Annotated in this window: 21 protein-coding genes and 2 pseudogenes; 14 read left to right on the top strand and 9 right to left on the bottom strand. The window is 72.7% G+C overall.

The window, feature by feature from the left end:
• Positions 1 to 11: 11 nt before the first annotated feature.
• The 3 genes and pseudogenes from ACIP4O_RS12850 to ACIP4O_RS12860 form a co-directional block, all read left to right on the top strand.
• Complete coding sequence (locus tag ACIP4O_RS12850; protein WP_401574500.1) at positions 12 to 425, top strand: cupin domain-containing protein; 414 nt, start codon at positions 12 to 14, stop codon at positions 423 to 425.
• Positions 422 to 1,315, top strand: coding sequence for an aldo/keto reductase (locus ACIP4O_RS12855; protein ID WP_401574502.1), 894 nt, complete (start codon positions 422 to 424; stop codon positions 1,313 to 1,315). Before ACIP4O_RS12850 ends, ACIP4O_RS12855 begins: the two co-directional genes overlap by 4 nt.
• Positions 1,316 to 1,485: 170 nt before the next feature.
• Positions 1,486 to 2,059: pseudogene (locus tag ACIP4O_RS12860) on the top strand (transposase); the annotation flags it as partial.
• A 38-nt stretch (positions 2,060 to 2,097) separates the two neighbouring features.
• Here ACIP4O_RS12860 and ACIP4O_RS12865 read toward each other — a convergent pair.
• The gene (locus ACIP4O_RS12865) at positions 2,098 to 2,484 is read right to left on the bottom strand and encodes a winged helix-turn-helix transcriptional regulator (protein ID WP_401574504.1); all 387 of its coding nucleotides are present in this window, start codon (positions 2,482 to 2,484) and stop codon (positions 2,098 to 2,100) included.
• 96 nt (positions 2,485 to 2,580) lie between these two features.
• On the opposite strand from ACIP4O_RS12865, the gene ACIP4O_RS12870 reads away from it, so the two are divergent.
• The 3 genes and pseudogenes from ACIP4O_RS12870 (at position 2,581) to ACIP4O_RS12880 (ending at position 4,892) form a co-directional block, all read left to right on the top strand.
• Positions 2,581 to 3,462 carry an NAD(P)-dependent oxidoreductase gene (locus ACIP4O_RS12870; protein ID WP_401574507.1) on the top strand — a complete coding sequence of 294 codons (882 nt, stop codon included), beginning with the start codon at positions 2,581 to 2,583 and terminating at the stop codon, positions 3,460 to 3,462.
• A 174-nt stretch (positions 3,463 to 3,636) separates the two neighbouring features.
• Positions 3,637 to 4,224 carry an Imm21 family immunity protein gene (locus ACIP4O_RS12875; RefSeq protein ID WP_401574509.1) on the top strand — a complete coding sequence of 196 codons (588 nt, stop codon included), beginning with the start codon at positions 3,637 to 3,639 and terminating at the stop codon, positions 4,222 to 4,224.
• A 178-nt stretch (positions 4,225 to 4,402) separates the two neighbouring features.
• Positions 4,403 to 4,892: pseudogene (locus ACIP4O_RS12880) on the top strand (SAM-dependent methyltransferase).
• 7 nt (positions 4,893 to 4,899) lie between these two features.
• On the opposite strand, the gene ACIP4O_RS12885 reads toward ACIP4O_RS12880, so the two are convergent.
• The 3 genes from ACIP4O_RS12885 to folP form a co-directional block, all read right to left on the bottom strand.
• Positions 4,900 to 5,391: a hypothetical protein gene (locus ACIP4O_RS12885; RefSeq protein WP_401574511.1), complete on the bottom strand. Its 492-nt coding sequence runs from the start codon at positions 5,389 to 5,391 to the stop codon at positions 4,900 to 4,902.
• A 97-nt stretch (positions 5,392 to 5,488) separates the two neighbouring features.
• The gene (locus tag ACIP4O_RS12890; RefSeq protein WP_401574513.1) at positions 5,489 to 7,408 is read right to left on the bottom strand and encodes an ATP-binding protein; all 1,920 of its coding nucleotides are present in this window, start codon (positions 7,406 to 7,408) and stop codon (positions 5,489 to 5,491) included.
• Between the two features lie 185 nt (positions 7,409 to 7,593).
• Complete coding sequence (folP, locus tag ACIP4O_RS12895) at positions 7,594 to 8,454, bottom strand: dihydropteroate synthase (protein ID WP_401574516.1); 861 nt, start codon at positions 8,452 to 8,454, stop codon at positions 7,594 to 7,596.
• 226 nt (positions 8,455 to 8,680) lie between these two features.
• On the opposite strand from folP, the gene ACIP4O_RS12900 reads away from it, so the two are divergent.
• The gene (locus ACIP4O_RS12900) at positions 8,681 to 9,022 is read left to right on the top strand and encodes a DivIVA domain-containing protein (protein WP_361328590.1); all 342 of its coding nucleotides are present in this window, start codon (positions 8,681 to 8,683) and stop codon (positions 9,020 to 9,022) included.
• Positions 9,019 to 9,651 carry a DNA-3-methyladenine glycosylase I gene (locus ACIP4O_RS12905; RefSeq protein ID WP_401574518.1) on the top strand — a complete coding sequence of 211 codons (633 nt, stop codon included), beginning with the start codon at positions 9,019 to 9,021 and terminating at the stop codon, positions 9,649 to 9,651. Before ACIP4O_RS12900 ends, ACIP4O_RS12905 begins: the two co-directional genes overlap by 4 nt.
• 15 nt (positions 9,652 to 9,666) lie before the next feature.
• Here ACIP4O_RS12905 and ACIP4O_RS12910 read toward each other — a convergent pair whose 3' ends face one another.
• Positions 9,667 to 10,467, bottom strand: a complete 801-nt coding sequence (locus ACIP4O_RS12910; RefSeq protein ID WP_401574520.1) for an enoyl-CoA hydratase/isomerase family protein — start codon at positions 10,465 to 10,467, stop codon at positions 9,667 to 9,669.
• Positions 10,468 to 10,855: 388 nt separating this feature from the next.
• On the opposite strand from ACIP4O_RS12910, the gene ACIP4O_RS12915 reads away from it, so the two are divergent.
• Positions 10,856 to 11,023, top strand: coding sequence for a DUF3117 domain-containing protein (locus ACIP4O_RS12915; protein WP_003966491.1), 168 nt, complete (start codon positions 10,856 to 10,858; stop codon positions 11,021 to 11,023).
• Between the two features lie 123 nt (positions 11,024 to 11,146).
• Here the strand turns inward: ACIP4O_RS12915 and ACIP4O_RS12920 are convergent, their stop codons facing one another.
• Complete coding sequence (locus ACIP4O_RS12920; protein WP_078490169.1) at positions 11,147 to 11,845, bottom strand: O-methyltransferase; 699 nt, start codon at positions 11,843 to 11,845, stop codon at positions 11,147 to 11,149.
• A gap of 258 nt (positions 11,846 to 12,103) precedes the next feature.
• On the opposite strand from ACIP4O_RS12920, the gene sigE reads away from it, so the two are divergent.
• The 5 genes from sigE to ACIP4O_RS12945 all read left to right on the top strand — a co-directional run bounded on the left by sigE (position 12,104) and on the right by ACIP4O_RS12945 (position 16,823).
• Positions 12,104 to 12,904: an RNA polymerase sigma factor SigE gene (gene sigE / locus ACIP4O_RS12925; protein WP_401574522.1), complete on the top strand. Its 801-nt coding sequence runs from the start codon at positions 12,104 to 12,106 to the stop codon at positions 12,902 to 12,904.
• Positions 12,901 to 13,797, top strand: coding sequence for a zf-HC2 domain-containing protein (locus ACIP4O_RS12930; protein WP_401574524.1), 897 nt, complete (start codon positions 12,901 to 12,903; stop codon positions 13,795 to 13,797). The genes sigE and ACIP4O_RS12930 overlap by 4 nt, the downstream gene beginning before the upstream one ends.
• Before the next feature lie 185 nt (positions 13,798 to 13,982).
• The gene (locus ACIP4O_RS12935; protein WP_401574526.1) at positions 13,983 to 15,245 is read left to right on the top strand and encodes a S1C family serine protease; all 1,263 of its coding nucleotides are present in this window, start codon (positions 13,983 to 13,985) and stop codon (positions 15,243 to 15,245) included.
• Positions 15,246 to 15,454: 209 nt separating this feature from the next.
• Positions 15,455 to 15,958, top strand: coding sequence for a sec-independent translocase (locus ACIP4O_RS12940; RefSeq protein ID WP_401574528.1), 504 nt, complete (start codon positions 15,455 to 15,457; stop codon positions 15,956 to 15,958).
• Between the two features lie 208 nt (positions 15,959 to 16,166).
• The gene (locus ACIP4O_RS12945) at positions 16,167 to 16,823 is read left to right on the top strand and encodes a hypothetical protein (protein WP_401574530.1); all 657 of its coding nucleotides are present in this window, start codon (positions 16,167 to 16,169) and stop codon (positions 16,821 to 16,823) included.
• A 60-nt stretch (positions 16,824 to 16,883) separates the two neighbouring features.
• On the opposite strand, the gene ACIP4O_RS12950 is transcribed toward ACIP4O_RS12945, so the two are convergent.
• The 3 genes from ACIP4O_RS12950 to ACIP4O_RS12960 all read right to left on the bottom strand — a co-directional run bounded on the left by ACIP4O_RS12950 (position 16,884) and on the right by ACIP4O_RS12960 (position 20,295).
• On the bottom strand, positions 16,884 to 18,017 hold the full coding sequence (locus ACIP4O_RS12950) for an Mrp/NBP35 family ATP-binding protein (protein ID WP_009068554.1): 1,134 nt from the start codon (positions 18,015 to 18,017) through the stop codon (positions 16,884 to 16,886).
• 216 nt (positions 18,018 to 18,233) lie between these two features.
• Positions 18,234 to 18,848 carry a DUF1003 domain-containing protein gene (locus ACIP4O_RS12955; RefSeq protein ID WP_361328721.1) on the bottom strand — a complete coding sequence of 205 codons (615 nt, stop codon included), beginning with the start codon at positions 18,846 to 18,848 and terminating at the stop codon, positions 18,234 to 18,236.
• 61 nt (positions 18,849 to 18,909) lie between these two features.
• On the bottom strand, positions 18,910 to 20,295 hold the full coding sequence (locus ACIP4O_RS12960) for a magnesium transporter MgtE N-terminal domain-containing protein (RefSeq protein ID WP_361328613.1): 1,386 nt from the start codon (positions 20,293 to 20,295) through the stop codon (positions 18,910 to 18,912).
• Between the last annotated feature and the right edge of the window lie 96 nt (positions 20,296 to 20,391).

The raw sequence follows: 20,391 nt of genomic DNA on the forward strand, positions 1-20,391 counted from the left end.
GAGGGACGAGCATGAAATACACGAGAAGCGGTGCGCGGACCGCGACCGGGCCCCGGTCCAGCTTCACCGGCGAGGTCCTGATCGACGGCGTCCGCGAACCCGACGAGCAGAGCGCGGTCGGCTGCGCGCACGTCAGGTTCGCCCCAGGTGCCCGTACCGCCTGGCACCACCACCCCAAGGGCCAGACGCTGTACGTCACCGACGGCATCGGGCTCGTGGCGACGCGCGCCGGAGGGGTCCGGGAGATCCGCCCCGGCGACGTCGTCTACATCGAGCCGGGCGAGGAGCACTGGCACGGCGCCACCGCCGACCGCTTCATGGCCCACCTCGCGATGCAGGAAGCGGACGGCGACGGAGAGGTCGTCACGTGGCTCGACCACGTCAGTGACAGCGAATACGACGCGGCACAAGGAGCACGGTCATGAGCGAGATCCCCCACCTCACCCTCAACAACGGCGTCACGATGCCCCCGCTGGGCTACGGAGTGTTCCAGACACCGCCCGAAGAGACCGCGACCGCGGTCGAGACCGCTCTCAGGACCGGCTACCGGCACATCGACACCGCCGCCGCCTACAACAACGAACGCGGGGTCGGCGAAGGCGTGCGCCGCACGGGCCTGGACCGCGAGGACGTCTTCCTCGAAACCAAGGTCTGGGTCTCGGACTACGGCTACGACGAAACGCTCCACGCGTACGAGAAGAGCGCCGCCAAACTCGGCGTCGACGTGATCGACCTGCTGATCCTGCACCAGCCCATGCCGCAGCACTTCGAGCGGACGCGCGGGGCGTACCGCGCGCTGGAGCGACTGCTCGCCGACGGGCGGGTCCGGGCCATCGGCGTCAGCAACTTCATGCCGCACCACCTCGACGCCCTCATGGAGCGCGCGACGGTGCCCCCGGCGGTCAACCAGGTGGAACTCCACCCGTACTTCACCCAGCCGGCCGTCCAGTCCGCGGACGCCGCGCGGGACATCCTCACCCAGGCGTGGTCGCCGATCGGCGGCATCACCTTCTACCCGGGCTACGGCGACGATCGCGTCAGCGTCCTCGACGACAGCACCGTCCAGGGCATCGCGGCCCGGCTGGGCAAGACCGCGGCGCAGGTCATGCTGCGCTGGCACCTGCAACAAGGCCGGTCGGCCATCCCGAAGTCGACCAACCCGGGCCGCATCGCGGAGAACTTCGACATCTTCGATTTCGAGCTCGACGACGCCGACCTGGCGAGCCTCGACGCGCTCGACACCGGACACCGCGGCGGCCCTGACCCGGACGGACCGGACCCCTCGGCGCGGGACTTCGAGATCCCCGAGGCATGAGCCGGGGCGGCCCCGGAGAGCGGCCCCACACGACCCTCGCCCGGGGCCGCGGGTGGGCCCGCGGTACCCGCTGAGGGCAGTTCCCCGCCGAAGTTCACCGGCTCGACCGGCGAAGCCCCCTGCCCTCGGGCCCCCACCGCATTCGCCCGTCGGACGAGGAGCTGATACCGGAGCGCTTCGAGGCGCCGGCCGCTCTGCGCAACGCCGGCCGCCGCAGGCTGGTCGAGGTCATCCGCCCGGGGGTGCCGCGCACGGCTGAGCGGCTGGTCGACGACATCCTCACCGCGCTCGACGAGCAGACCGTCGTCGTCCCCGGCATCCTCGACGTGATCGTCCCGTCGCCGGCCAAGTCGCCGGTCGCCGTCCACGAACAACACCGGGCGCTGAAGGCCCGGATCGAGGCACTGCTGGAGGCCCTCTTTCCCTGGTCCTGACCTCGATGCCCGGCATCGGCGTCAGGACCGCCGCAGTCCTCCTGACCACCGTCGGCGACGCCAGCTCGTTCCCGAGCGCCGCCCACCTGACCTCCTACGGGGGCCTCGCCCCTGCCACGAGCAGTCCGGCACGTCGAGCCACGGCGAACACGCCCCCAGAGGCGGGAACCAACTGAAACGGGCGATGTTCCTCTCCGCGTTCGCAGCCCTGCACGATCCCGCCTCACGGACCTACTACGACCGCTGCCGAGCCCGAGGCAAAACCCACGCCCAAGCTCTCCTCCTCCTCGCCCGCCACCGCATCAGCGTTGGCCCCGTGAAAGGCAACCGTCCGGCGGCGCCGCCCGTTCAACGAGTGGTTTCCGCCCTCTCGTTCAGCGCGGGTCCTGGGTCGCTCTGGGCGGGCGGCCGCTCGCGGCCCCAGGCGGCCAGTGGCTGGAGCGCGGCGTTGAGGCGTACGCCGTGGTCGGTCAGGGAGTACTCGACGCGGGGCGGTACCTCGTCGTAGGAGACGCGGCGCACGACGCCGTCCGCCTCCAGCTCGCGCAAGTGGGAGGCGAGGACCTTCTCGGTGACGCCGGGAAGCAGGCGGCGCAGCTCGCCGAAGCGGCGGCAGGGGTGCTCGTGGAGCGCCCAGAGGATCAGTACCTTCCACTTGCCGCCGATCACCTCCATCGCGGCGTCGATCCCGCAGACGTGTCCGTCTGGCGTACCCGGGCGGTTCAGCGTCGTCATGCCGCACTCCTCTGACGTGCTCGCTCACTTCGGGGTAACCACCCACTGCCAAGTGGGTACTTGTTTACCTCCGGGCCTGTCACCAGCCTATTCCGCATGGCACAGAACACTGTGGAGAAGACGCCCGTCACGCTGCTGGGCCTGGGCGCGATGGGCACCGCCCTGGCCCGTACCTGGCTCGCCGCAGGCCACCCGCTCACGGTCTGGAACCGCACCACGGCCCGCGCCTCGGCGCTCGCCGCCGAGGGGGCAGGGGTGGCGGAGAGCGCCGCCGAGGCGGTGGCGGCCAACACACTTGTCGTCGCCTGCCTGTTGGACGACACCTCGGTCGACGAGGTGCTGGCTGGTGCCGACCTCTCCGGCAAGGACCTGGTCAACCTGACGACCAGCACCCCGGCCCAGGCCCGCGCCCGTGCCGAGTGGGCCCGCGCGCGGGGTGCCCGCTACCTGGACGGCGGGATCATGTCCGTCCCCCCGATGATCGGCGTCCCGCAGGCCGGGGCGTACGTCCTCTACAGCGGCTCGCGGGAGCTGTTCGAGCGGCGCCAGGGGGCCCTGGCCGTCCCGGCGGGCACCACTTACGTCGGCGAGGACGCGGGCTTCGCCGCGCTGTTCGACGTGGCCCTGCTCAGCGCCATGTACGGGATGCTCGCCGGAGCCGCGCACGCCTTCGCCCTGATCCGCAAGGAGGACATCGACCCCGCGACGCTCGCCCCGCTGCTCGCCGACTGGCTCGCCGCCATGGCCCCGGCCGTCCACCGGACCGCCGGCCAACTGCGCACCGGCGACTACACCAAGGGCGTCGTCTCCACCCTCGCGATGCAGGTGGCCGGCACACCGACCTTCCTGAGCACCGCCGAGCAGCAGGGCGTCAGCCCCGAACTGCTCACGCCCTACTTCGCGCTGATGCGACGCCGCCTGGCCGAGGCGAGCGGCGAGGAGGACCTGACAGGCGTGATCGACCTGCTTCTGCGCTGACCGCCCCTTTCCGGAACCGGGCCCGCTCATCGCCCGGGGGCGCCGAGATCGACGCCCGTGGAATCTCCGCCCGAAGGCTGTCCCGCATCCGCCGCTCACGACGTCGCGCTCTCCCGCGCCGGGGTTCCCACGAGCGCGGGGACGTTGTCAGCGGGTGAGGGCACACTGGCGCGCATGGTGACCCCTTCATCCGCCGCAGACGATGCCTCCGGTCCTTCCCCGGGCTGGGTCGATTCGTTGGGAGGTCCCCTGATCGTCGTCCCCGTCTCCGCCCTCGCCTCCTGGGGCGGGGGCACGGAGAGCAGTCTCCTGACGGGAGACGCCACCGCCCCGGACGACTACGACCGGGCCTGCGCGGTGGACGATGTGGCCGGTGTGATCCCTGTCGGCGCGAACGGTGCGCAAGCGCTGGTGCTGGCCGATGAGCCGGCGACCACTTGCTATCGACCCCAACACCGAGCGTTTCTGCGGTGGTTCGCTGCCGAATCCGAGGCCGGACTGACCGCCGCGGCGGACACTGCCCTCGCGGATCCGGCCACGGTGTGGGACGAGTGCGGCACCTGGGTCTCGGACGGTCCGGCGGTACTCATGGACTCCGCCTGGGCGGGATCGGAGTTGGGCATCGAGTACCCCGACGTCGGGAAGCTCACCGGGGCACCGGTCTCACTGCCCGCCGGCCGCTGGCGGGTCCGCGCCGCACAGGCGCAGGTGGACGGGGAGAACTGCGTCGGCCTGGTTCAGCTCCTGCCCGCCGACTCCTGAACGCCGGGTGAGGTCAGCGCCGGCGGTGCGGGACGACGGGTCCGCCTCGTCGCTCGTTGGCCTCCGCCGGCGATCACCGCGGTTCCCGGCAGCGGCCACCACCGCCGGCCTCCCGCGCCGCCCGTAAGGTGACTCCGACGCTGCCTCGCGCGTCGCCCCGAGGAAGGAGCCCGTATCCGTGACCACTTACGAGATCGAGTCCATCGCGACGGTCGTCGGCGGCCACACCCGCGTGCGGGACGACTACCAGGGTGAAGTCGAGTCGGTGATCCGGCTCCACGAGGGTTACCCGCTCGAAACCCTGCGCGGCATCGAGGAGTTCTCCCACCTCACGGTCACGTGGCGCTTTCACCTGGCCCAGCCCGCCGATGTCCAGCTCCACGCCCGCAGCCCCCGGGGCAACGTCCGCTGGCCCGCCACCGGTACGTTCGTCCACCGCAACCACCGCCGCCCGAACCAACTGGCTGTCAGCTACCCCGAGGTTGCTGTGCGTCGAGGGCCGTGACCTGGTCGTGACGGATCTCGACGCCGTGGACGGAACCCCGGTCATCGACCTGGCCCCGTACTTCCGCGAGATGGGACCCCGAGGCGCGACCCACCAGCCGGCCTGGCCGGGCGAAATGCTCGCGGACTACTGGCGCGACGCCGCAGACCGGCCGATGAGCTGAGGCAACGTCAGTCCTCACGGCCCTCACGCATGGCTTCGGTCAGCCCACGCAGCAGGCTTCCCGAGGGGAAGAGGGTCAACGAGCGCAGGAGCCCCGATCCCCGTTCGTAACGCAAAAGGGCGAGAGGCGAGGGAGAGCGTTTACCTCGTACCGAGACCTCGTACGTGGAGCCTTCGGGAGGGCGGGTGGTGAGTTCGTAGGAAATCGCCCCCTGCCGCTCTCTCGCCGCGACCTCCACCACGCCTCGCGAAAAGTCCCGCACTCCGGGCGGCGGCGCCACCACCCGTGAGATGAGCTGCGGGATCGCATGCCCGGCCCCCAGGACCTCCAGATGATCGAACTCTCCCTCGGGACCGAGACGCAAGACCCCCGCCGTCCCGGCCTCGTCGTCGAAGCCCACGCCGGAACCGCCCCGCGAGAAAGCCGACTCCGTGAAGGAAAGCGCCGCCGCGTCGGCCTCCGGGTCGTAGCGAACGTGGCACTTCACCCATCCCCTCACGCGACCTCCTCGTTCAGGTGCGATGTCCCATCGTGACAGGCCGTCGCAAAACCAGCCGCTCCCCAGGCTGTACGGCTCCGCGCCACGCCCCACGAGATCACCGGCGGGTCACGGTCGTACCGCTGCTCCCTCTCGGCGCCGGTACCGTGCCGTCGCTCATCAATTCCGCGACTGTTTCGACGTGTTCGCGGATCAGGTAGTCCATCGCGTGCTCGGTCGACGACTGGTATTCAAGCTGCTCGCTGTAGAAGCGAAGCCGCTCCTGGGCGTCCTCGATGATCTCGCCCCAGGTGCGCACCCAGACGCGGTAGGCCGGATGTGTGACGGCGCACCCGGGCATCCGGTCGGGCTGGTGGGCGAGTTGGCGCAGGCTGTCGTCCATGGTGTTGCCGACCAGCCAGAAGTCCCAGGTGACCTTCGGCTCCCGGAACCGGTCATCGCTCATGACGGCCTGCGCGTAACCACTGATCTGCGCGAACTCGCTCATCCCGAGCGTCACGCTCGGCCTCTTGAGCTCCACCACGAGATGGTGGCGCTCCCCTTTTCGCTGCCGGGCGGCACGGGAGAGCATCAGGTCGACGATCCCCCGGCTCCCGTCCTCTCTCAGCACGGGCCCCGGTGTCGGCACGTCCCGGTCGAGCAGACGGCAGTGCTGCCGCAGCACCTCGTTCAGGCTGCGGTCGCTGACGTGCAGCCCGTACTCCTCACCGAAGACCCAGCACTCGTTCTCCAAGATGCGGTGCAACTCGGTTCGTTCCTTGACCCGCCCCTTGGCCACGGGGTCGAAGACGAGGTGCTCCAGGGCCGACAGGAAGTCGAGCCGCCCGGTCGTCGCCGTCGACGCCTTGATGAGCGCGGAGAGGGGTGTACGGTCCAGCAGGCGGCTGAGCTCAGCCTGCTCCTGCTTGGAGAGCGCGAACAACTCCTCGGCGATTCTGAGCACTTCGCCCGGTTCATGGGTCAGGACGGACCGCAGAAGCGCGAAGGACACCTTCTGGGCCCGTTTGCTTGCCGGGAGGTGGCGGATGACGGCGGTCGCCACGGCGTCGAAGGTCTCCCGCTCCGCGCGCTCCTGGTCGTTCGCGGGCTCGCCCTCGTACGGGTAGAAGCCCTCCGCGCGCCACGAGTCGACGAGTTCGCGGCGGCGTTCGTCGGCGCGGGACTGGAAATGCGCGCGCATACGGTCCCGTGCCTCGGCCAGTACCTCGGCGGCGGGCCCGTCCGGCGTCCAGTCGGCGAAGGCGAGGTCACCGACCGCGTCGTCCTCGAACCCCGGCCAGGACAGATACGCCGTGAAGTGGAAGCCCGGCGCCTGGATCTCCGGCTTCAGCTGCGCCAGCGACATGCCCCGGCCGTCGCACAGGATCAGCGCCCGGGAGTACGGACGCGACCATTCGATGATCTTCAGCTGGGCTGCGGGGTGCGGACTCTCGGAGCCCGGCGTCACCTCGTAGGCATCGACGCGAACCTGCTCGGAGGCCGGGTCCAGCTGCCTCCCGTCGAAGACGACGCGGATGTCCGGGTACGCCTCCAGATGGAGCGCGAACGCGGCGGTGAGCGCGGTACGGGCGGCGTCCTCGGTCAGCTTCTGGAGATCGTCGCCGCCGAACGCCTCGAAGACCGTGCCCGTCGCATCCGCCGTCGGTTCGGGATCACTGACGTCGAACTCGTCCATGGAACCGCGATCCGACTCGATGACGACGCGCAGACGGCCTCCCGGAGCTTCGCTCACACTGCTCCAGCGCACCTCGCTGCCGAGCGCGAACGCCCGGACCCGACCCCGCCCGTTCTTCCCGTGCAACACACGCTTCTTGACCTCGCTGACCTGCGCGCGCTTCTTCCAGGACGTGCCGATCTGCTCGAAGTGGTCGCCGCATTCGCCCGCCGGGATACCGGTGCCGTCGTCGACCACGGCGACCCGGTCGACTCCACCGATGTCGTTGCGCTCAAGCAGCACCGTGATGTTCTCGGCATCCGCGTCGAGCGAGTTCCAGATCAACTCCTCGACAGCCCCCACGGGATGACGTAGCCGGGCAAGCTCCTCGACGTGTCCCCGCCCTACGGTCAACCGAAGCTTCGCCATGGGCCCGGCGCCCTCCTCGTCCTTGTCGACCGATGGGTTCGCGGAGGTGGCTGGACGCGTCCTCCCGTTCCTTAACGCGGAGACGCGGGAGACGTCACTCGACCCGGCCGAGGGCCCCCTCACGCCAACCCCCGCCGCGCCACCGCCGGTTCGCGCCATCCCGCGAGCGAGGCGACCATGTCCAGGACCTGCCGCGTCTCCGCGACCTCGTGGACGCGGTAGACCTGGGCGCCGAGCCAGGCCGATACCGCTGTCGTCGCGAGGGTGCCGAGGAGGCGGTCCTTGACGGGGCGGTCGAGGGTTTCGCCGACGAAGTCCTTGTTGGAGAGGGAGACCAGAACCGGCCAGCCCGTCGCCGTCATCTCGGGGAGGCGGCGGGTCGCCTCCAGGGAGTGGCGGGTGTTCTTGCCGAAGTCGTGGCCCGGGTCGATCAGGACGGACTCGCGCGGGACGCCGAGCGAGACGGCCCGCTCCGCGAGCGCGGTCGTCACGCGCAGGATGTCCGCCATGACGTCCTCGTACGCCACGCGGTGCGGCCTCGTACGGGGCCGGGCACCGCCCGCGTGCGTGCAGACGATGCCGACGCCGTACCGTCCGGCGACCTCCGCGAGCCTCGGGTCCACGCCGCCCCAGGCGTCGTTGATCAGGTCCGCGCCCGCCGCGCACACCGCCTCGCCCACCTCGTGCCGCCACGTGTCCACGCTGATCACGACCTCCGGGAAGCGCCGCCGCACCTCCGCGACGAAGCCCGCCGTGCGCCGTACCTCCTCCTCGGCGCTCACCTCCTCGCCGGGCCCCGCCTTCACCCCGCCGATGTCGATGATCGCCGCGCCCTCCGCGACCGCCCGCTCGACCCGGTCGAGCGCCGGCTCGTCGGCGAAGGTCGCCCCCTGGTCGTAGAAGGAATCCGGGGTCCGGTTCACGATCGCCATGATCACCTGCTCGTGCTCGCCGAACTCCCTGCCGCCCAGACGCAACATCCCAGCGCTTCCCTTCCGGGCCGCGAAGGCCCCACCAGTCACCCGCGCTCACGCCACCCGGGCCGCGGCCACCCGCGATCACCGCGCCCGGGCCGCCTGCGACCCTAGCCCGCGCCAGGACATGGCACGATCGTGGCCACGCGGCACCGCGCCCCCTCGGGGCGGGCGGGCCGTTCGAGGAGAGAGCACCGGGCGGGGACCGCGCCCGGGGACTTGGGGAAGACGCATGCTGATGTTCTGGTTCCTGGTCATCGCGCTGGTCGTGGTGGTCGGCGCCGTCACGCTCGCCGTGCTCGGCCACGGAGAGGGCGCCGCCCTGCCCGAGGCCCCGCCCGAGCGGCTCACCGACCCGCTCCCCGCCGACCGGCCCGTACGCCGCGCCGACATCGAGGCGCTCCGCTTCCCGCAGACCCTGCGCGGCTACCGCATGGGCGACGTCGACGAGGCCCTCGCCCGCCTCGCCGCCGAACTCGCGGAACGCGAGGCCCGCATCGCCGACCTCGAATCCGCGCTCGCGAGCCGCCCCCAGCAGATGACCGGGCTCCCCGAGGAGGGCGAGCGGCGGTGACCCCGACCGGCGCGCTCCCGGGACCCGACGGCAGACTCCGCTGCCCCTGGGGCCTGAGCGCCCCCGACTACCTCGGCTACCACGACGAGGAGTGGGGCAGGCCGGTGCTCGGCGACGACGCGCTCTTCGAGCGGCTGAGCCTCGAAGCCTTCCAGTCCGGGCTCTCCTGGCTCACGATCCTGCGCCGCAGGCCCGCCTTCCGCACCGCCTTCGACGACTTCAAGCTCACCGCCGTCGCCGCCTACGGGCCCGCCGAGCGCGCCCGCCTCCTCGCCGACGCCGGGATCATCCGCAACGCCCGCAAGATCGACGCCGTCCTCGCCAACGCGCGCCTCCTCGCCACCTGGGCGCCGGGCGAACTGACCACCTACCTCTGGTCCTTCGCCCCCGCCCCCGACCACCGCCCCGCCCCCCGCACGACCGCCGACATCCCCGCCGTCACCGAGGAGTCCACCGCGCTCGCGAAGGGCCTCAAGAAACAGGGCGTCCGCTTCGTCGGCCCCACGACGGCGTACGCGCTCATGCAGGCCTGCGGACTCGTGGACGACCACCTCGTGGCCTGCACGGCACGCGGCAAGGGCCGCGCGGACCGGCCCGCGCGGGAGCCGGGGGAGCGGGGCGAAGGCTGAGGGGGCCGCCCGGCGTCAGCGCCCCAGGTACTTCGGCTTCTCCTTCTTCAGGAACGCCTCCACCGCGATCACGTGGTCCTCGGAGGTCCCCGCGACCGTCTGGAGCTCGTCCTCCTTGTCGAGCGCCTCGTCGAGCGTGTGCGAGGCCGCGAACGCGAGCGAGCCCTTGAGCGAGGCGTACGCCACCGTCGGGCCCTCCGCGAGCTTCCGCGCGACCTCCAGCGCCGTGTCCGCCAGTTCGGCGGCCGGGACGAGACGGTTCACGAGGCCCAGCTCGTACGCCTCCCGCGCGGCGATGTTGCGCGGGAAGAGCAGCCAGTCGCTCGCCCGGCTGTGCCCCACGGCGCGCTGGAGGGTGAAGGAGAGGCCCGAGTCGGCGGTGAGCGCGACCCCGGCGAAGGACGTGTTGAACGTGGCCGTGTCCGCGACCACGCGGTAGTCCGCCGCCAGCGCGAAACCGAAACCGGCCCCCGCCGCGACCCCGTTCACGCCCGCGACGACGGGCTTCGGCATCGCCGTGATCGCCCGCACGATCGGGTTGTAGTGCTCGCGCACCGTGCTCATCGTGCCGCCGTCGCCCGACTCCTTGTCCTTGAGCAGGTTCGTCACGTGCTCCTTGAGGTCCTGCCCGACGCAGAAGGCCCGCCCCGTCGCGGTGAGCAGCACGGCCCGCACCCCGGGGTCGGCCGCCGCGTTCTGGAGGGCGTCGCGCAGCGCCTCCTTCGTCGCGGTGTCGAGGGCGTTCATGGCCTCGGGGCGGTTGAGCGTGATCGTGGCGAGCGCGTCGGTCACGTCGTACAGGACGGAGTCGGCCATGAAGGAGATCCCCTCTGATCCAGCCCTCCGCCGGCTCCGCTGCCGGGCGGACGGGCAACCGTCCCATCATCCTCGCGAGGGCCCGATACCGGCATGACCGAGATCACGACGGGCCCGACGAGGCCCGCGCATTCCTCCCGTCCCTGTGATCTGCGTCAACAAAACGGGGGTCGGGGCCTGGGGTGAAGTGGGGCAGTATTCCAGTCACATCGCCGGTATGAGTGGTTTTGAACGAGCGCGTTGCGCAGATGAGTCCGCCCGATGTTGGTCACCAAGCCCCCGCATGCGGGATAATGGACGGAGGAAGCAATGTGTTCGATGCCGGTGAGGCAGCGCCTGTGACGGGGCCGCCGGCTGCGATGAGCTGGTTTCAGGAAGGGGAACGAGCATGGCGGCCATGAAGCCGCGAACGGGCGACGGCCCGCTCGAGGTGACCAAGGAGGGGCGGGGCATCGTCATGCGCGTTCCGCTCGAAGGCGGCGGTCGACTCGTCGTCGAGCTGACCCCCGACGAGGCGGACGCCCTGGGTGACGCCCTCAAGAAGGTAGTCGGCTGACGAAATCTCCCGCACGGCCTGTCACACTCGTCCTCACGTGACCGCCGAGCACGTCACCACTTGTTGACCGTGCCCCCCAGCTCGCCCGGCGAGCTGGGGGGCACGGTCATGCGCGGGCCCCGATCACCGCGCCACCGCGCTCAGCAGCCCGTCCCCCACCGGCAGCAGCGACGGTACGAGGGTCGGGTGCTCCCGTATCGCGCGGACGAGTTCCCGCAGCCGGACCACCTCGACGGGCTGGGGCCCCGCCGCGTACGTACGGCCGTCGGCGAAGATGCCCTCGAAGCAGACCGCGCCGCCCGGGCGCAGGAGCCGCAGCGCCTCCTCCAGGCACTCCAGGCACTCCATCCGGTCGCCGTCGCAGAAGACGAGGTCGTAACCGTTGTCCGCGAGGCGGGGCAGGACGTCCAGGGCGCGGCCGGGGATGAACCTGGCCCGGTTGCCCGCGAAGCCCGCCGCGCGGAACGCCTGCCGCGCGAACTGCTGCCGCTCCGGCTCCGGGTCCACCGTCGTCAGCACCCCGTCCGGGCGCATCCCGCGCAGCAGGTACAGCCCCGAGACGCCCGTGCCCGTGCCGATCTCGGCCACCGCCTTGGCGTCCACGGAGGCGGCGAGCAGCGCGAGCGCCGCGCCGGTGGCGGGGGACACCGGACGCAGGCCCGCCTCGCGGGCCCGCTCCCGGGCCCACAGCAGCGTCTCGTCCTCGGCGACGAAGGCGTCGGCGAACGCCCAGCCCGTCTCCCGGTTGCCGGTAATGAGCCTCTCCTTGCCCCGTAGTTGCCTGGCCGTGACTGTATCCGTTGGCCAAGGGAACCCGCAGATGGGACCGGACGTTAAGAGGGTGTGCGCCGGTCGCGGGCAGTGCCCCCGCCGCCCGGCCGCACGGGAAGTCAGGCCCCGGGCAGGTACGGGAGGTGAAGGATGGCCGCGAGCGCGGTGCGTGAGAGGGCGCGCGGGCGCGGGCGTGGGCCCGGGTCGGCGTACGGGTGCGAGCCCGCGCGGACGTACGGGATGACCAGCGGCGATGCTGAGGTCAATCCCGGCAAAATCGCTTATCCGGAGCTAACGGTCCGTATGGCTATGGTGGGTGCTCCACTGGACACCACCAGAGCTGACAGGGGAGGTGCGGCTGCGGCTGGTGACCCGGCGCCACCCTGGCGTCCCGGACCGCCCGCCAAGCCGAAATCCGTGACCGACACCGCTGACCGAGCCCTTCCGCAGGCCCGCGCGGCCCGCGAGGGCGGCCCCACCGACGATTCCGTACGCACCGCGACCTTCGCCGCCGACGCGGAATCGAAGGCGTGGACGCCACCCACCTGGGAGGAGATCGTCAGCACCCACAGCGCCCGCGTCTACCGCCTCGCCTACCGCCTCACGGGCAATCAGCACGACGCCGAGGACCTCACGCAGGAGGTCTTCGTCCGCGTCTTCCGCTCGCTGTCCACGTACACCCCCGGCACCTTCGAGGGCTGGCTGCACCGCATCACGACGAACCTGTTCCTCGACATGGTCCGTCGCAAGCAGCGCATCCGCTTCGACGCCCTCGGCGACGACGCCGCCGAGCGGCTCCCGAGCCGCGAGCCCTCGCCGCAGCAGGTCCTGCACGACACCCACTTCGACGCCGACGTGCAGCAGGCGCTCGACACCCTCGCGCCCGAGTTCCGCGCCGCCGTCGTCCTGTGCGACATCGAGGGGCTCAGCTACGAGGAGATCGCCGCGACCCTCGACGTCAAGCTCGGCACCGTGCGCAGCCGTATCCACCGGGGCCGCTCCCAGCTCCGCAAGGCCCTCAAGCACCGTTCCCCCGAAGCGCGCGCCGAGCGGCGCGGGCTGCTGAGGAGCCCGGTGCCCGCGCTGGGAGGGAGGAGCGCGAGCGCGTGAGCGGATCACGTCCCCCAGCCGCCCGGCGCTGTCTCTCCGAGCAGCACCTCGGTGACCGCCTCGCCGCCTTCGTGGACGGTGAGCTGGATCACGACGCCCGTGAGCGCGTCCTCTCCCACCTCGCCACCTGCCCCCGCTGCAAGGCCGAAGCCGATGAACAGCGGCGGCTGAAGAACGCCTTCGCCCAGGCCGCGGCCCCCGCGCTGCCGCCCGCTCTTCTGGAGCGTCTTCAAGGGCTTCCCGGAGGCCCTGACCGCGGACACCCGCTCTCGCCCTTCGCGAGCGACCGGGGAACCGGCTTCGCCGTCCCCGCGGACCCCGCCGGAACCGGCGGAGCGGCCGGACGGTTCGGCGCCCCCGCCGGACGAGCCGCCGTCGCCGCCCTGACCCGGCCCGCGCTCGCCCCCGCGCTGCGCCCCCTCGCCCCCTTCCCCGTGCACTCCCCGGCGCACGTCGAGAGCACCCGTACGTCCTCACGCGGACGCCGCTTCGCCTACGCGGCGGCCGGCGCCGTCTCGCTCGCCGCGCTCGCCCTCGGCGGCGTCTCCTCCGGCGCCCCCACCGGGGACGCCCCCGAGGCCCGCGGCAGCAGTGTCACCCCGCAGCGCGCGCCGAGCGCGGCGGGCCAGCCCGCCGAGGCCACGCGCCGCCGCGCCCCCGGCCTCCTCGGCAGCCGCACGGGCGGCGGCGGTACGCGTACGGGCGCCGCCCGCCCCCTCCTCCTGTCGGCGCCCCTCTTCCCCGGCACCCCCGTACTCCCGGTCGCGGCTCCCTACTCCGCCTTCGCCCTCCCCCCGGCGGGCGCGGCGCTCCCGAGCCCCCTCCTGGCCAGGACGGCGCAGACGAACCCGACCCCCCGGCCGTCCCCGCAGCGCCCGGCAGCCGACGACTGACCGGCCCGCCCGGGGACGCGACCCCGGCTCCCGGAGGTCCGGGACCGACGGTGCCGCTACGGGGCGAAGGGCACCCGCCCGACCGGCGGCCCGCCCCTCCTTGCCGAGCCCGCCCGCTTCCCCTCCGACCTGGTTCAATTTCCCTGTGCGCCGGTCCCGGTGGAGGGGGCGGCCGGTGGGTGGAGATGCGGGAGAGCATGGATCTCGGTGAGCGTGGCCGCGCCGGTGCGGACGGCGGCCCGGTGGAGCCCTGGGCCAGGTACGACCCGTGGGGCAGCGCCCCGGCGACGCCGACCGGCGCCCCGCTCGCCGACCCCTCGCACGAGTGGGCCCCCGGACCCTCGCACGACTTCGCCGCCGAGCCCGGACCGCGGGCCCGGCGCCGTGGCGTGCTCCTCGCCGTCGTGCTCGCCGCGCTCGTCACGGGGACGCTCGGCGGCTACCTCGGGGCGCGGTACGAACGTGACGGCGGCGCCCGCACGCTGGTCCTGCCCGCCCCCGCGCCGGGGCCCGAGCGCCCCGCCGGGAGCGTCGCCGATCTCGCCGCGCGCTCGCTGCCGGGCGTCGTGACCCTGCGCGCCTCGGGCTCGGGCGAGGCCGGCACGGGGACCGGCTTCGTCCTCGACGGCAGGGGCCACATCCTCACCAACAACCACGTCGTCGCCCCGGCCGCCGGCGGCGGCGCGCTCACCGTGACCTTCTCCGGCGGCCAGACCCTCCGTGCCGAAGTCCTCGGCAGGGACGCGGGCTACGACCTCGCCGTCGTCCGCGTGCGCGGCGTGAAGAACCTCACCCCGCTCGCCCTCGGCGACTCCGACGACGTCCGGGTCGGCGACCCCGTCGTGGCCCTCGGCTCGCCCTTCGACCTGCCCAACACCGTCACCTCCGGGATCATCAGCGCCAAGGAACGCCCCGTGACCGCCGCGGGCGAGGACGAACAGGGCGACGTCTCCTACGTCGACGCGCTCCAGACCGACGCCCCGCTCAACCCCGGCAACTCCGGCGGCCCCCTCCTCGACGCCACCGGGCACGTCATCGGCGTCAACAGCGCCATAAGGTCCGCGGGCGGTACGGGCGAGGGGCAGGCCGGCAGTGTGGGGCTCGGCTTCGCGATCCCCGTCAACCAGGCCCGCTGGGTCGCCGGGGAACTCCTCGCCCACGGCCGCGTGGCCCACCCCGTCATAGGGGTCGCGCTCGAATCCCGCGAGGACGGGAACGGCGCCCTCATCGGCGACGACAAGGACGCCGTGACCCCCGGCGGCCCCGCCGACCGCGCGGGCCTCGCCCCCGGCGACCTGGTGACCGCCGCCGACGACAGGCCGGTCACGTCCACCGAGGACCTGATCGTCCGCGTCCGCGCCCACCGCCCGGGCGACCGCCTGCGCCTCACCTACGTCCGCGAGGGCAGGGAGCACCACGCCACGCTGACGCTGGCGGCGGCGGACTGAACGACCGGGCGTGAACCCTCGCGCGGGACAAGGGGGCAGGGGCAAAGACCCGGCCAAGCTTCGGCGAACCCCTGGGGCCCCTGGGGCCACGGCCGCAAACGGGACCGGCGGCACCGTACCGTCCTCGGGAGGTGCCGGGTACCGTGGAGCAGGCCCGGGGACGTGCGGCGGACGCGCCGCTCGCCGGGAACGGCGCGAGGAGTTCTCAGGTGTTCACTGACGTTGGGTTTTTCGAGGTACTGACCATTGTCGTGCTCGGCGTGATCGTCTTCGGCCCCGACAAGCTGCCGAAGATGATCCAGGACGGCATGCGTGTCCTGCGCAAGATCCGGGAGTTCACGGACAGCGCCAAGAACGACATCCGCACCGAGCTGGGCCCCGAGTTCAAGGACTTCGAGTTCGAGGACCTGCACCCGAAGAACTTCGTGCGCAAGCAGCTCGCGAAGGGCGAGGACGAGTACGGCCTCTCCGAGATCCGCTCCAGCCTCGACTTCCGCAAGGAGATGAACGAGCTGGCGGACACGGTCCACGGCAGGGACGCCGAGGACGACGAGGAGGTCGCGAAGGACGAGCGCTCCCTCACCGACCTGAGCAAGAAGGCCGAGCCCGACAACAAGACCGACCTCGGCAAGCGCCCCGCCAAGGCCGACCTCTCGAAGCGCCCCGAGCCCGCCGTGGCGACCCCGCCCCCGTACGACGTCGACGCCACCTGAGCCGTACGCCCGCCGGAGCCGTAACCGCGCCTGAGTCGTACGCCCGCCGGACGCCCGTGGACCGCCGACGCCGCGCGCCGTCGCCCCCTCCCCGCATCCGCCGCCCGCGTGGTTCCGCTCCGCCGTGTGACGTGTGCGCGGCGAGGGGTGGCTATCCTGCCGTGTCGGGGTCGTCGACCCCGGGAACAGCGAGGAGGCGGCCACGACGATGGAGACCACGAGTCAGGTGGACGGACAGCCCCAGGGCACGGAGGGCGCACGCCCGTCGCGTCCGGCATCCCGGCGTGACGACGCGCTCTACCGCAGGGCGGGCTTCCCCTGGTACGGCCTCGACGCCGCGTACACCGGGCCGCGCTGGCTGATGCAGGCGGCCGTCGCCGGGGACGGGGCCGTCGAGCACGGCTCGCTCGGGCACGGCGAGGAGCCCTCGGTGCGGACCGAGGGCGGCGCCGACAAGGAACGCTTCGCCGCGGTCGTCACCGTCGCCGCGCACGAGGGGCGGCGCACCGCCGACGGCACCGGGATGCTGGAGGCCACGACAATCTCCTCGGCCGCGTGGCTCGCGGGCGCCGGGCTGCTCACCGTCACGTGGCCGGGCCAGATCGACCACACGCTGCGCGACGACTGGCTGGACCAGCAGACGGAGGCGGCCTGGGAGCTGGCCGACGACCTCGAAGGCGAGGTCTGGTCGCGCCTGACCCTCCCCGTCGACGGCCACCCCACCCCCTTCCACTACCGCGAGTCCGAGTACGGCTGGGTCCTCGCGGGCACCGCGGGCGAGGTCCACCTCGGGGCGTACGGCCGGGGGATGAGCGCGTACGGACTCGCCTTCAGCCGGGTCGAGGACCTGAGCGCCTACCTCTGACGGGCGCGTACGCGAAGGGGGCGCCGTTCCTGTGAACGGCGCCCCCTTCGCGTACCGGACTCAGAACTTGTTGCGCGGCGTGATGCCGAGCGAGAGCCCCGACAGGCCGCGCTGGCGGCCGCCGAGCTTGCCCGCGATCGTGCGCAGCGCGCTGCCCGCGGGGGACTCGGGGTCCGAGAGGACGACCGGGGTGCCCTCGTCGCCGCCCTCGCGCAGGCGTACGTCGATCGGGATGGCGCCGAGGACGGGGACCTGCGCGCCCGTCGTACGGGTGAGACCGTCCGCGACGAGCTGGCCGCCGCCCGTGCCGAAGATGTCGACCATCTCGCCGCAGTGCGGGCACGGCATGCCGGACATGTTCTCGACGACGCCGACGATCTTCTGGTGCGTCTGGACCGCGATCGACCCGGCCCGCTCGGCGACCTCGGCCGCCGCCTGCTGCGGGGTCGTCACGACGAGGATCTCCGCGTTCGGCACGAGCTGCGCGACGGAGATCGCGATGTCGCCCGTGCCCGGCGGGAGGTCGAGGAGGAGGACGTCGAGGTCGCCCCAGTACACGTCGGCCAGGAACTGCTGGAGCGCGCGGTGCAGCATCGGACCGCGCCACACGACGGGCGCGTTGCCCGGCGTGAACATCCCGATCGAGATGACCTTCACGCCGTGCGAGGACGGGGGCATGATCATGTTCTCGACCTGGGTGGGCCGCCCGTCCGCGCCGAGCATCCGCGGCACGCTGTGGCCGTAGATGTCCGCGTCCACGACGCCGACCTTCAAGCCGTCGGCCGCCATCGCGGCGGCCAGGTTCACCGTCACGGAGGACTTGCCGACGCCACCCTTGCCGGAGGCGACCGCGTAGACGCGGGTGAGCGAACCGGGCTTCGCGAAGGGCACCTCGCGCTCGGCCTGGCCGCCGCGCAGCGCGGTCGCCAGCTCCTTGCGCTGCTCGTCGCTCATGACGTCGAGGCCGACCGTCACCGAGGTGACGCCGGGAACGGCGCCGACCGCCGCCGTGACCCGCTCGTTGATGGTGTCGCGCATCGGGCAGCCGGAGACGGTCAGGTAGACCGTGACCGCGACGGCGCCGTCCTGCGCGATCTCCACGGATTTGACCATGCCCAGCTCGGTCAGGGGCCGGTGGATCTCGGGGTCGTTCACCGTCGCGAGCGCCGCCTGGATCGCGTCCTCGCTCGGCAGTGTGGGCGTGTCGGAAGCCATGTACCCGATGGTACGGCGCCGCCGCCTCCCGCCCGACCGGGCCTCGCGTCGCCTTCGTCACCTAGCGCCGCACCGCCCGCGCCCCCGTACCGCCCCCGCGCCTCGCCGCCCGCGCCCCGTACCGCCCCTGCGCCTCGCCGCCCGCGCTCCGTACCGCCCCCGCGCCGCGCCGCCCGCGCCCCGTACCGCCCCCGCTCAGCGCCGCTCGCGCTCCGCCTCTTCCGCGGCCCGCTCCTCGATCGCGCCGCGCTGCTCCAAGTCCCTCATCAGGTCCTGGAGTTCCGACCTGATCCAGTCGCGGGTCGCCACCTCCCCGAGTCCCATGCGCAGGCTCGCCATCTCGCGGCTGAGGTACTCGGTGTCCGCGATCGACCGCTCGTTCTGCTTGCGGTCCTGCTCCAGGTTGACCCGGTCGCGGTCGTCCTGGCGGTTCTGCGCGAGGAGGATGAGCGGCGCCGCGTACGAGGCCTGGAGCGAGAGCATGAGCGTCAGGAAGATGAAGGGGTAGCTGTCGAAGCGCAGCGCGTCGGGCGCGGCGATGTTCCACACCACCCAGACGATGATGATGACCGTCATCCAGACGATGAACCGGCCCGTCCCGAGGAAACGCGCGATGCGCTCCGAGGCCCGCCCGAAGGACTCCGGGTCGTAGTCGGGCACGAGCCGCCGCCGGGGGGCGCGCGGCACGTCGAGCCGTGGCCGCGAGCGCCCCGCGGCCCGGTCCTTGCTCGCCCCCTCGCGCCGCTCCCGCTCCCGCTGCCCCTCCGCCTCGCCGTGCCGCCGCCGTGCCTGCCCGCGCCGCTCGCGCAACTCGTGGAGCCGGTCCCGTACCGCCTCGACCTGCTGCTCCCGCTCCCGGTCGCCGCCCTGTTCAGCCATGCCGCCCCGCCTCCCCGGCCCCGGTGTCCCCTTCGTCGCCGCGCGCCGCCCGGGCCGCAGGGGCCTCGCCCGTGCGCACCGCGCGGTCCTCCGGGACCTCGCCCGAGAGCTGGTACTCGGTCTCGCGCCAGTCGTCCGGAAGCATGTGGTCGAGCACGTCGTCCACCGTGACGACGCCGAGCAGCGCCCCGGAGTCGTCCACGACGGGCGCGGCGACCATGTCGTACGTGGCGAAGAACCCCGCCACCTCGGGCAGCTGGGCCTGCGGCGCGAGCGGCAGCAGATCGTCGTCCAGCATCCCGCTGACCAGCGTGTACGGGGGATCGCGCAGCAGCCGCTGGAAGTGCACCGTGCCGAGGTACTTGCCGGTCGGGGTCTCGTCGGGCGGGCGGCACACGTACACCTGCGCGGCGAGCGCGGGGGAGAGGTCGGGGTTGCGGACCCGGGCGAGGGCCTCGGCCACGGTCGCGTCCGGGCGCAGCACGATCGGCTCCGTCGTCATGAGCCCGCCCGCCGTGCGCTCCTCGTAGGCCATGAGCCGCCGCACGTCGGCGGCGTCCGAGGGCTGCATGAGGGTGAGCAGGCGCTCCGTCTCGGCCTCGGGCAGCTCGCCGAGCAGGTCGGCGGCGTCGTCCGGGTCCATCGCCTCCAGCACGTCGGCGGCGCGCTCGTCCTGGAGCTTGCCGAGGATCTCGATCTGGTCGTCCTCGGGCAGCTCTTCGAGGACGTCCGCGAGGCGGTCGTCGTCGAGCGCGTCCGCGACCTCGGCGCGCCGCTTCGCCGACAGGTGGTGCAGGACGTTCGCGAGGTCGGCGGGGCGCAACTGCTCGAAGGTCGCGAGCAGGTTCTCCGCGCCCTGCCCCTCCTCCTCCAGCGAGAAACCGGCGAGCGCGGTCCACTCGACGGTCAGCGTCTCGCCGCCGCGCCGCCCCGTGCCCTTCCACGGCAGGCGGCCGCGCGCGGCCGGCATCTTCCGTACGAAGACGCGGTCGATCTCCCACTCGCGCCGGGCCGGGAGCTGCGTCACCGAGACGTCGAGCACGGTCACCTCCTCGCCCGTCTCGACGAGCCGCAGCCGCCGGTCGAGGAGTTCGCCGAGCACGAGACGCTCGGCGGCCCGCTGCTCGAAGCGCCGCACGTTGAGCACGCCCGTCGAGATGACCTGCCCCGACTCGATCCCCGAGACCCGTGTCATCTGGAGGAAGATCCGCCGCCGCGTCGGCAGCTCGACGACGAGCCCGAGGATGCGCGGCGGGCGCCGCCCGACCCGCAGCGTGGCCACGAGGTCCCGCACCCGCCCCACCTGATCGCCGTTCGGGTCGAAGACGGCCATCCCGGCGAGGTGCGAGACGAAGATCCGCGGAGCGCCACCGGCCACCGGCCACCTCCTCCGTACATCCGGACAAGCAATCACTTACGGGGCGGAATCAGGCTAACCGCTGACGGGCCGGGGCGCCGGGGTCGCTGGGCCGGA

It is taken from the genome of Streptomyces sp. NPDC088923 (assembly GCF_044749745.1).
Taxonomy (GTDB): Bacteria; Actinomycetota; Actinomycetes; order Streptomycetales; family Streptomycetaceae; genus Streptomyces.

Excerpts from the sequence above, each read along its gene's own strand:
- ACIP4O_RS12945 (WP_401574530.1), top strand. The coding sequence starts at position 16,167 with ATGGAGACCACGAGTCAGGTGGACGGACAGCCCCAGGGCACGGAGGGC.
- ACIP4O_RS12915 (WP_003966491.1), top strand. The coding sequence starts at position 10,856 with ATGGCGGCCATGAAGCCGCGAACGGGCGACGGCCCGCTCGAGGTGACC.
- ACIP4O_RS12855 (WP_401574502.1), top strand. The coding sequence starts at position 422 with ATGAGCGAGATCCCCCACCTCACCCTCAACAACGGCGTCACGATGCCC.
- ACIP4O_RS12865 (WP_401574504.1), bottom strand. The coding sequence starts at position 2,484 with ATGACGACGCTGAACCGCCCGGGTACGCCAGACGGACACGTCTGCGGG.
- ACIP4O_RS12935 (WP_401574526.1), top strand. The coding sequence starts at position 13,983 with ATGCGGGAGAGCATGGATCTCGGTGAGCGTGGCCGCGCCGGTGCGGAC.
- ACIP4O_RS12850 (WP_401574500.1), top strand. The coding sequence starts at position 12 with ATGAAATACACGAGAAGCGGTGCGCGGACCGCGACCGGGCCCCGGTCC.
- ACIP4O_RS12875 (WP_401574509.1), top strand. The coding sequence starts at position 3,637 with ATGGTGACCCCTTCATCCGCCGCAGACGATGCCTCCGGTCCTTCCCCG.
- ACIP4O_RS12910 (WP_401574520.1), bottom strand. The coding sequence starts at position 10,467 with ATGGCCGACTCCGTCCTGTACGACGTGACCGACGCGCTCGCCACGATC.
- sigE (WP_401574522.1), top strand. The coding sequence starts at position 12,104 with ATGGTGGGTGCTCCACTGGACACCACCAGAGCTGACAGGGGAGGTGCG.
- ACIP4O_RS12870 (WP_401574507.1), top strand. The coding sequence starts at position 2,581 with ATGGCACAGAACACTGTGGAGAAGACGCCCGTCACGCTGCTGGGCCTG.
- folP (WP_401574516.1), bottom strand. The coding sequence starts at position 8,454 with ATGTTGCGTCTGGGCGGCAGGGAGTTCGGCGAGCACGAGCAGGTGATC.
- ACIP4O_RS12900 (WP_361328590.1), top strand. The coding sequence starts at position 8,681 with ATGCTGATGTTCTGGTTCCTGGTCATCGCGCTGGTCGTGGTGGTCGGC.